The following is an 8415-nucleotide window of genomic DNA, read 5'->3' on the forward strand; positions in this document are numbered from 1 at the left end:
ATGCGCCGAGATCTTTGAAGAGCACGCCTCAGGCGGCAATCGTGCGCGTCCGGTGCTTGCACGTGTGCTGGAGCGGATCGGCAAGGGCGACACGCTGGTCGTCGTCCGGATCGACCGCCTCGCGCGGTCTTTGTCGCACCTGCTGGAGGTGATCGAGCGGCTGGAGGCCAAAGGTGCCTACTTCCGGTCCCTGCAGGACCCGATCGACACTGCATCGCCGCAAGGCAAGTTCACACTACAGGTCCTCGGTGCCGCGGCCGAGTTCGAACGCGCGCTAATCCGCGAGCGTACCAAGGCGGGTCTTGCCTCTGCGCGCGCCAAAGGGCGCGTTGGTGGCAAGCCGACATCGATCTGCATGGAGATGTAGGGGTTACCGATCGGGCGCCGCTTCAAGAGACGTCTCGAACCGCTTGTCCGCCGTCGCCGCTTCTTTCAAGAGCGCGTCGAAATCGTCAGGTGGATTTCCATCTTCCAGCATCCCTTTGAACGTCGCATAGGCATCCGTCTTGCTGCCGTAGGCGCGCAGGGTCTTATCGTCGTTCACCCAGGCCACCACGATGACCTTCGCATCGCTGTTGAACCGGTAGAACAACCGATACTGCTGGAAGAATTTCGCCCGGAACCAGTGCTTGCGGTGATCCCCGAGCGTGCTGCCTTGCCGGTAGGCTGCGGCACTCGGATCTGCCGGTATGGCCTCGGTGACCAGCTAGAAGATGGCGGCCAGCCGTTTCGTCGGGTTTTTCTTGCGCCAGGTCTTTGGATCGCGTGCCTTACGCGCCTCGACTTCCTCGATCAGCCCTTCGAGCTGGTCCAGAAAGAGCGGATGCGCATAAATCGACCATCCGTTTACGACAAGGGGCGCTTGGGCGGGCACGCTATCGCCGCTTATTCATCCTCGAGCGATAGGGGCGCATCGAGATCGACGTCAACGTCTCCGACCAGTGCTGCAAGACGATCATGCAAAGCCCCATCGAACGCCCGAATGCGGTCCGGATGCGCCTTGATATCGGCCTCGACAAAATCGAGAAACGCGCCGAGCGCGGGATCATCCTCTTCGGCGCGCACGGGCTCGATATAGACCCTGCCACTCGGCTCGGTGCAGTAGCGAATCTGGTCGCCCTTGCCCAGCTTGAGCTGCTTGCGCACACCCGCCGGCACGGTCGTCTGATACCGGTCCGTGAGTTTCGAGACGTCTTGTGCGAGCGCTGTCATGGCAGTCTCCTGAAAGAAAAGGGGCTTTGCTGACCGCAATAGGTAATGCACTTGCATTGTCTTGTCAAGACAAGCCGCAGGATCTGCTGTCGCCCGCAGGTCGATGAACCGTCCGGCGCAGCACCTATTCTCGCCCCGCGAGATACTCCGCCAGCACCGGGCTGGCAGCACCTTTCGCGGAGCTGAGCAGCTCCGAACCCGCAAGCGTGGCCTTCGAGAGGCGTACGAGCCCACCGGTTTCCTCGATCCGGTAGCAGCGGCGTTTTTGCCGCCCCCGCTTGTAGTGGGTCGCGGTGACGATCTGGCAGGTGCTGCCGTCGGTGAGCGTCACCGGTTTTGCGAGCTTGATCTTGTCGCCTTCGGCGTAGTCAGGGATCGCGGCCCAATCCCGGCAGCGCTGGCGCCAGTCCCGGGCGTAGCTGTCCGGGTATTTCAGATCGGAGAGAAGTTCGATCAGCGCAAGGGGCGCGCGCGACGCGTTCGGGCCCGCGCTTTCCTCCATATCCTTGTAGCCCCAGCAGCCGTCATCGTATCGGGTGAGGAAGACAGCCCCGAAAGTGATCGAGCCATTCGCATCGGTCACATAGGTCGCATCCTCGACAGGGGTGCCGTCAAGACTTGTGACCTTTGCCGCCGCATACCAGGTGGAGCCAACCTTGCAAGCCTTGACCAGTTCGGTTCTGCGCCTGTCGCTCTCGAAGTTGCAGAGCCGGGTGGTCGTGCCATCAATGCCGTTCGAGCGCAGATGCACGCCATTGCCGACGATGAGGATCAGGGCGGGCCGGTCAACGGGTCCGTTCCAGTTGGGCAGGAAGGTCTTGCAGGCACGCGCGTGGGCGATCTGCGCCGCGACAGCGGAGGTGGAGAACTTGAGAATAGCCATGGGGATGTCTTTCGGTTGAGTGTGGGAAGGTCCAACCGAGTTGAAGGAACGTTCCGCCTTCTCCGAAGATGACATGGGCATTCGGCAGCGTCGCCGCCTGCCTGAGATAGGCGAGATCGCGGAGAACGGCCTTCCGCTCGAGCTGCCGTGCCAGCCCTGTCTGACCGGCTCGGCGCAGCTCTATATGCCGCCACCAAGAGGCAGCGGTCGCGCGTAACACGCGCAAGACACCTGATTGCATGGGAATGCCCTTCATCCGTAACGGCAGACCGGAACCCGGCCCGAACTCGTCAGAGGCACCCCAAAGGCCCTCATCCGTCGGTCACAAAAACCCGAAGTCCACTTTCCCTTTTCACTAGCCAACTGGTCCGGGGTAACTGCCGAGGGTCCGACACCACCGCGGACCCCCGTGACTGGATGCAGTAAGTGGCGGTTCCGATCCAAGATCGGCAACTCCGGTCCGACTGCTGCAGCCTTTCTCATATTATCAATAACTTATCTGACGTTCTCGATCGGCAAAAGCGCTCTAACGGCGACTTCTCAAGCCCAAAAATCAGGATTTGCTTCGTTCAGAGCAATGCAGCGTTACGGATTAGCACGGGAAACGAAGGCGCAGTATCTCCTATCAACTTGAAATTCAGCAATATTGTCGCTATATACCGTCAGTATCACTGTAGGAGCATAGATCATGCATATCACGAACTTTGCTGAAGCTGGGCAATTCGAACCGCGCAAGATCGCCGCTGTGCTACGCACATCAGCAGAAGAGATCGCATTGACCGTCGGCTTGGGCAAAGACGCGTTGCAGAGGCGAGCCCGCATTGGTTCGGACAAGACGCAGCGCCGCCTGCGCGAATTGGTAGAGGTGCTGAACAAAGTCGAACCCCGCTTCGGCTCGGAACTGATGGCCTATGCATGGTACCGGTCAGAGCCCCTGCCCGGCTTTGATGGCCGGACAGCCATGCAGCTGGTGCAGGAAGGCAAAGCTCAGCAAGTTCTGGAATACATCGATGCGGTCGATGCGGGCGTCTTTGCCTGATGCCGCTGAAAGATGGACGCTACTCAGGGCCGCTCTACCGCGCCCTGAACGCCGTCTATGCGCGTGAACCTTTGTCCGGACGGGGCGCCGAACTCTATGGAGGGCGCTTTAATGCCAAGGGCACCCCTGCCCTCTACACCTCGCTGGATCCCGCGACCGCTCTTAGAGAAGCCAACCAGGTAGGCAGCCTGCAACCCACGATCCTGGTGTCGTACAATGCCGACCTGGGGCCAATTTTCGATACCCGCGATCAGGACAGGCTCGAACGGTATGGTGTGACAGCGTCAATACTTGCCGACCCTGCATGGCGCATGAAGATGCTCGACGGTCAACCTGTGCCGACACAGGATTTAGCAAGCGCCCTTATAGCGGATGGGTTTGCGGGGTTCCTGATCAAGAGTTTTGCGAAGGGTGCGTCGTCATCGGACTTCGACATCGTCCTGTGGGCTTGGGATGGCAAGGGCGGTTCACTTGACGTCGTGGATGACGAAGAACGGCTGTCACGAATGTGAGGTGTGAGACTTGGTGCCGGATCTGTCCACCGCGGTGGACATCGACCGGACGGAGGAACATGGAATGACCGCGCAGTATCGCCCTATTGGAATTTGGCTCGGTGGCTTTGATGCATGTGGAGAGACCACGCGTAATTGGACTAGTTGCCAGTCAGACGTCCACCGCGGTGGACACTAGGCGGGTTGCATAGCAGTTTTGGATAGACGATTGATCAAAGCCACTGGATCAAACTGGTCTTGACGTTGGCCCAAGGTAATACTGTGAAAATACGCTCCAAAGTCCCTGATGCGTCTTCCAAGTTGTAGCATGATGAAGATGGCGCATGACGCTTTCTGAGCTCCTACTGCATTCTTGGCTTTTTCGAATGTATCTGGGTGAACCCCCATCATGGGTGCAAGTGTTCGAGCATGGTTTTCAATGTCCAACCAGTTTCTAAGTCTCTCTGTGGAGAACGACGTCGCTTGATCGCAAACTGAGGTTAGCAAGTCTGGTTTCAGAGCTTCATTGCCTATGTTGCTATCTAAATCTTTTTTTTCTTCTTCAGACTTAGATTGGTGCCGGACAGTTTGTCCGTCATTGGCGGGCAATTCCACAGTTTCTGGTGGGTCATCTGGTGTACTCAAATTCCGGCATTCTTTGTCCGTGTCAGCGAGCAGCGCGTGGTATTCGGGCAGGCTCAGCTTCCTGCGTAGAGCTCTCCGTGCGTGGGTGATGAATGTGTTGCAGGGATCATGCTTTTCCAAATTGGCGAGCTTTGTAAGGATCTGTTTGCGGATAAATATCCGATCCCGCCGGTTATTTTCCATCTCATGTGCGATGGCGATAAGCTCGCTTGCACGTTGGATGAGGGGGGTTAGAGACAGTCCATAGCTGATGCATTCCCCGCTGGACGAGCGAACGCGGTATCGCTTCCGGTTCGAGCTATCATTGCGTTTGATGAAACCGAGTTCGACGAAGCGGTTGATGTGTCTGCGGAGTGTCCGTTCGTCGATACCGCCGACGCGCTGGCAAATCGAGTCGTTGGACGCGAAAACCGTTTCGCCGTGGCCGGGCTTCAAGAAACTGAGCATGGCTTGAAGTGTTTGGATATGGCCAGGACGCAGACCGAATACGCTCCGTGCATCTCTCAGTGCCCTGAAGATGGTCCAAATGTCGGTTTCAGCCGCAGAAATTGAGCCGCTTGATGCAACAGCACCAGCGGTTTTGATCGATAGTTTTGTAAATGCCATGGTTTGTTCACGACGACCGTTCGGCCCACAGCTTCCCAGTCTTTTCCCGAGATTTTGCTCAGGAAAAGGCAAAAAAAACCGTCCACCGAATCGGTGACTCTTGACCGGTTTGTTGGAGGTTGCTACATCATGAGTGCTAATCGAATGATGAGGGCTCTCCAGGGGAAACTTTGGGGGGCTCTTTTCTTCTGGTCTTCGCTTTTCTCCTCTGCTCGCGTTACTCTGTGTGGCTTGGGTTAGGACCCAGAGCCGCTCTCATTCCGCCACTGTTCGAAGATCTGCAAAAGCGCTGCCTCTGCGCGCTCTTCGAGCCATTGGCCGAATTCTGGGTTGTCCTTCTTGGCGATCTTGATGGCGATCGTTTTCTGATCGACCGTCAGCGTTCCCACAGAGCTACCGTCCGCATCTTTGACGACGGACTTTAGGCTGCCGTTGGCTTGCTTCTTGTCGCTACGTGCCTTGTTCGAGCAAGCCGAGTAGACTGCCTGAAACTTTTCCGCGCTTGGAGTGTCGTCGGGCAGGGCGGCAATCACTTTTTTGGCCGTGTTCACCAGATCTATCTTTTTCGAGAAAGCAGCCAGATCACCCCATTGCCGTCGTCCGATGCCATGTGCCGGCCCTATCAACTGTACAAGCCCTTCTGGCAGTTGCTCTATGACGACGCGATGGTTGGACACGCCCTGCCGTGTCAAACCGAGAGCATCCTGGATGACGTTTGGCTTGTAGCCTGATTCCTGCATCTCTTTGATAAAAAGAGATTTCTCAATGAAAGACGGGTCTAGTCGGAGATTGTTCTCTTGGCCCTGTGCGATCAGAGATGCGTCGTCATCCAAAGTTCGGACGATCGCCTTGACCGTTCCACCGATCATGCGGATCGCTGCAAGCCTGCGTCGGCCGTAGATGATACGGTATCTGTCCGGTTGGGCCGATGGACGGACCATAATTGGCACTTGTTGCCCATGCTTGCGAATGCTTTCGGCCAACTCATCAATACTGGAATCCTCCAGCACTAACCGATCGCGCAGACCATCCATCTCAATCTGATCGGGCTCGATGTCCCGAATGGAATTCGCGGTGATCTCGCGCAAAGAGTCGCGCAATCCGCCAACAGATCCTGGCAATTTTGCCGCTTTTGGCGCGGTAGGGGAGGGGGCCGCGCTCTCCTTCTCGTCCTTTGGTGGCTGATTGAAGATGTTTCGGGCCATCAGCGGCGCCCCCATGCCATTTGGATTGTCTGTTCCAACTCATCTCCAACGCCGTTCACGCTGGTCAGAGCGCGATCAATCGTTTTTCTGATGAATTGGCTCGGATCAACTTCGTAGACGGTTTGCTGGGTCATACCAGCGTCTGAGATCGCCGTAGATTTCAGCATTGGTTCAGTCATGACCTGTCCGGCCAAGATCGATCTTAGGTAGCCCGCCATCTGCGTCTGAGGCCCGTCCGACGGTTCGTATCTCGTGATCAAGAACTTTACGAAGTCCCAGGTCACGCGCCGGCCAATGGCTTCTTCCACGGCCTTGACCGTTTCCGAAGCAAGTTTCAGAAACTGGCTCATGGAAGCGATGTCGAGCATGCCAGGTACCACGGTTACCAAAAGTCCCGTTGAGGCTGCCAACGCCGTAAGGGTCAAGAAACCAAGTTGAGGTGGGCAGTCGATCAGAACGATGTCGTAATTCGCCTCTACTTCCTCAAGCGCTAAGGCGAGACGCTCCGCAAATATGGGCTGCACCCGGCGGGCGAGGGCATTTGCCGTCTCAGTTTCGTATTCCGAGAGCATCAAGCCCGCTGGGACCATATCGAGCTTATGGAAGTAGGTTTTTTGGATGACGGCTGAGAGCGGAACTTGCTCCTCATATCTCAGGGCATCATAGATTGTGCCGCCTTCGGCGAACTCGAGCTCAGGCCGAAAGCCGAAAAAGGTGGTCAAACTTGCCTGCGGATCGAGATCCAAGACCAACACTCGGTAGCCTCGCAAGGCATACCGTTGTGCAAGATGTATCGTTGCTGTCGTTTTTGACGATCCGCCTTTGAAATTGACGACCGATATTACCTGGAGACGATCGCCCTCTCGTCGACCAGGGCGGTAACTTTCTACGTTCTTTCCAGTGCGCCCTAGAATATCACGCAACTCATCAATCTCTTGGGCTGTGTAGAACCGGTGTCCGCGGTTGTCTGTATGCACTTCCGGGAAGCTGCCGTCCTTGTGCCGGTTGCGCAGGTTAGATGTGCTTACGCGCAGGAGGCTGGCGACCTCGGTTGAACTGAAACGGCGCAGGGACTTTCGTTCTTCGGGCTCGAAAGCGATCTTCATCTGGCGATCCAAAGATTCAGCCAGATTGTCGGCAAATGCTCCGATGTCGGAAGAGCCTATGCCTTGCGCGTATCCAACGTTACGATCATCCATGTCCTGCCGCCCACTCTCGGCCTCTGTTGAGGCTCTTGGTCATTCTGACGGTGTACAGCGCGTCTGACGCGTTTTGCCGTCAGAACGGGAATGCCACGATCAAGTGAGTCCGGCAAGAAGAATCTAGATGTAGTGTGAAAGTTATCCACAGCACCAATACGTAAGTCACATAAAGATACCCGCAAGTTTTTGATTTTATGGTAATAAATCCACAAGACCGTGCTTCAGGCCACTCATGAGCATTTTTTGGACGGTATTGGCTAAACCCATGCAACCAATGGCACAATTGACCTTCTGACGGTGTCTGGAGCGATAGATTCAGCTGTTTGGGTCTCTGCTAGTTACGGTTGGGGGTGAGCCGATTCTGATGAAATTAGGCCAAGCCGCTCCGCCCGTTCCAACAGCATCCTGACGGAGGACGGTTGCCAGCTGGTGCGGCCTCGAGGGGTGCGCTCACGCATGGATTCCAACCGGTCGCAGATCGCTTGTAGCGTGATATCTGGGTCCGACCCTTTGATGGCCGCCACGATGGCCGGCAGGCGGTCATCGGTTTCGCGGCGTCCGGCGCGCCGAAGCACCTCGGCAGGCAGGAAACCGTCTCTGACATAGGCCTTCACAGCGCGGAGCAGGCGGCTTTGGGTCCAATGGCGATCTGGGGGCAGGGGGGCCATTGATAATCCGCAGCACGTCTTCCCAAGCAATATCGGGGCGCAAGCGGCGCACGTGGGGCACCCAATCCTGCGCGGTCTCGTCCAAGCGCTCCATATAGCCGTCCTGTCGCGCCAGCCGCACCTTGCGCAGCGCAGCGGGGTCTTTGGCGCGCGCAGAGACAAGCCCGGCCTTCGTGCGCTCACGGATTAGGGCGCGTTCGAACTCGGCCGCGGCGTCCAGAACCTGCAGCCTAAACTTGCCTTGCGGCGATGCAGTGTCGATGGGGTCCTGCAGGGAGCGGAAGAAGGCGCCCTTGGCCTCCAGACGCTCAATCACCTCGAGAAGGTGCGACAAAGACCGCGCGAGGCGGTCGATCCGGACGACGACCAGCGTGTCGCCCTTGCCGATCCGCTCCAGCACACGTGCAAGCACCGGACGCGCACGATTGCCGCCTGAGGCGTGCTCTTCAAAGATCTCGGCGCAT

The 8415-nt window shown here is 57.3% G+C and carries 7 protein-coding genes and 4 pseudogenes; 3 read left to right on the plus strand and 8 right to left on the minus strand.

What is annotated here, in order from left to right:
• Nucleotides 1-343, plus strand: a pseudogene (locus ACU0DV_RS20960) (recombinase family protein); the annotation flags it as partial.
• Between the two features lie 27 nt (nucleotides 344-370).
• On the opposite strand, the pseudogene ACU0DV_RS20965 reads toward ACU0DV_RS20960, so the two are convergent.
• The 4 genes and pseudogenes from ACU0DV_RS20965 to ACU0DV_RS20980 form a co-directional block, all read right to left on the minus strand.
• A pseudogene (locus tag ACU0DV_RS20965) lies at nucleotides 371-889 on the minus strand (type II toxin-antitoxin system YhaV family toxin).
• Nucleotides 886-1212, minus strand: a complete 327-nt coding sequence (locus ACU0DV_RS20970; protein WP_027264269.1) for a type II toxin-antitoxin system PrlF family antitoxin — start codon at nucleotides 1210-1212, stop codon at nucleotides 886-888. Before ACU0DV_RS20970 ends, ACU0DV_RS20965 begins: the two are co-directional and overlap by 4 nt.
• Before the next feature lie 124 nt (nucleotides 1213-1336).
• The gene (locus ACU0DV_RS20975; protein ID WP_446273578.1) at nucleotides 1337-2095 is read right to left on the minus strand and encodes a DUF6927 domain-containing protein; all 759 of its coding nucleotides are present in this window, start codon (nucleotides 2093-2095) and stop codon (nucleotides 1337-1339) included.
• A gap of 28 nt (nucleotides 2096-2123) precedes the next feature.
• Nucleotides 2124-2351 (minus strand): annotated as a pseudogene (locus ACU0DV_RS20980) (hypothetical protein); the annotation flags it as partial.
• Nucleotides 2352-2783: 432 nt separating this feature from the next.
• Between ACU0DV_RS20980 and ACU0DV_RS20985 the strand changes: the two are divergent.
• Together ACU0DV_RS20985 and ACU0DV_RS20990 are read left to right on the plus strand one after the other, a co-directional pair.
• Nucleotides 2784-3134, plus strand: a complete 351-nt coding sequence (locus tag ACU0DV_RS20985; RefSeq protein WP_027264271.1) for an MbcA/ParS/Xre antitoxin family protein — start codon at nucleotides 2784-2786, stop codon at nucleotides 3132-3134.
• Nucleotides 3134-3646 carry an RES family NAD+ phosphorylase gene (locus ACU0DV_RS20990; protein ID WP_027264272.1) on the plus strand — a complete coding sequence of 171 codons (513 nt, stop codon included), beginning with the start codon at nucleotides 3134-3136 and terminating at the stop codon, nucleotides 3644-3646. The genes ACU0DV_RS20985 and ACU0DV_RS20990 overlap by 1 nt, the downstream gene beginning before the upstream one ends.
• A gap of 174 nt (nucleotides 3647-3820) precedes the next feature.
• On the opposite strand, the gene repC is transcribed toward ACU0DV_RS20990, so the two are convergent.
• The 4 genes and pseudogenes from repC to ACU0DV_RS21010 all read right to left on the minus strand — a co-directional run.
• Nucleotides 3821-4876 (minus strand): plasmid replication protein RepC, encoded by a 1056-nt coding sequence (repC, locus tag ACU0DV_RS20995; RefSeq protein WP_027264273.1) that lies wholly within the window; start codon nucleotides 4874-4876, stop codon nucleotides 3821-3823.
• A 236-nt stretch (nucleotides 4877-5112) separates the two neighbouring features.
• Nucleotides 5113-6081 (minus strand): plasmid partitioning protein RepB, encoded by a 969-nt coding sequence (repB, locus tag ACU0DV_RS21000; protein WP_223228107.1) that lies wholly within the window; start codon nucleotides 6079-6081, stop codon nucleotides 5113-5115.
• The gene (gene repA, locus ACU0DV_RS21005) at nucleotides 6081-7280 is read right to left on the minus strand and encodes a plasmid partitioning protein RepA (protein ID WP_027264275.1); all 1200 of its coding nucleotides are present in this window, start codon (nucleotides 7278-7280) and stop codon (nucleotides 6081-6083) included. Before repA ends, repB begins: the two co-directional genes overlap by 1 nt.
• Before the next feature lie 341 nt (nucleotides 7281-7621).
• Nucleotides 7622-8415 (minus strand): annotated as a pseudogene (locus ACU0DV_RS21010) (recombinase family protein); the annotation flags it as partial.

The organism is Sagittula sp., from assembly GCF_052825245.1.

Bases quoted from the DNA above. Each gene is read 5' to 3' on its own strand.
- ACU0DV_RS20970 (WP_027264269.1), bottom strand. From the start codon at position 1,212: ATGACAGCGCTCGCACAAGACGTCTCGAAACTCACGGACCGGTATCAG.
- repC (WP_027264273.1), bottom strand. From the start codon at position 4,876: ATGGCATTTACAAAACTATCGATCAAAACCGCTGGTGCTGTTGCATCA.
- repA (WP_027264275.1), bottom strand. From the start codon at position 7,280: ATGGATGATCGTAACGTTGGATACGCGCAAGGCATAGGCTCTTCCGAC.
- ACU0DV_RS20985 (WP_027264271.1), top strand. From the start codon at position 2,784: ATGCATATCACGAACTTTGCTGAAGCTGGGCAATTCGAACCGCGCAAG.
- ACU0DV_RS20975 (WP_446273578.1), bottom strand. From the start codon at position 2,095: ATGGCTATTCTCAAGTTCTCCACCTCCGCTGTCGCGGCGCAGATCGCC.
- ACU0DV_RS20990 (WP_027264272.1), top strand. From the start codon at position 3,134: ATGCCGCTGAAAGATGGACGCTACTCAGGGCCGCTCTACCGCGCCCTG.
- repB (WP_223228107.1), bottom strand. From the start codon at position 6,081: ATGGCCCGAAACATCTTCAATCAGCCACCAAAGGACGAGAAGGAGAGC.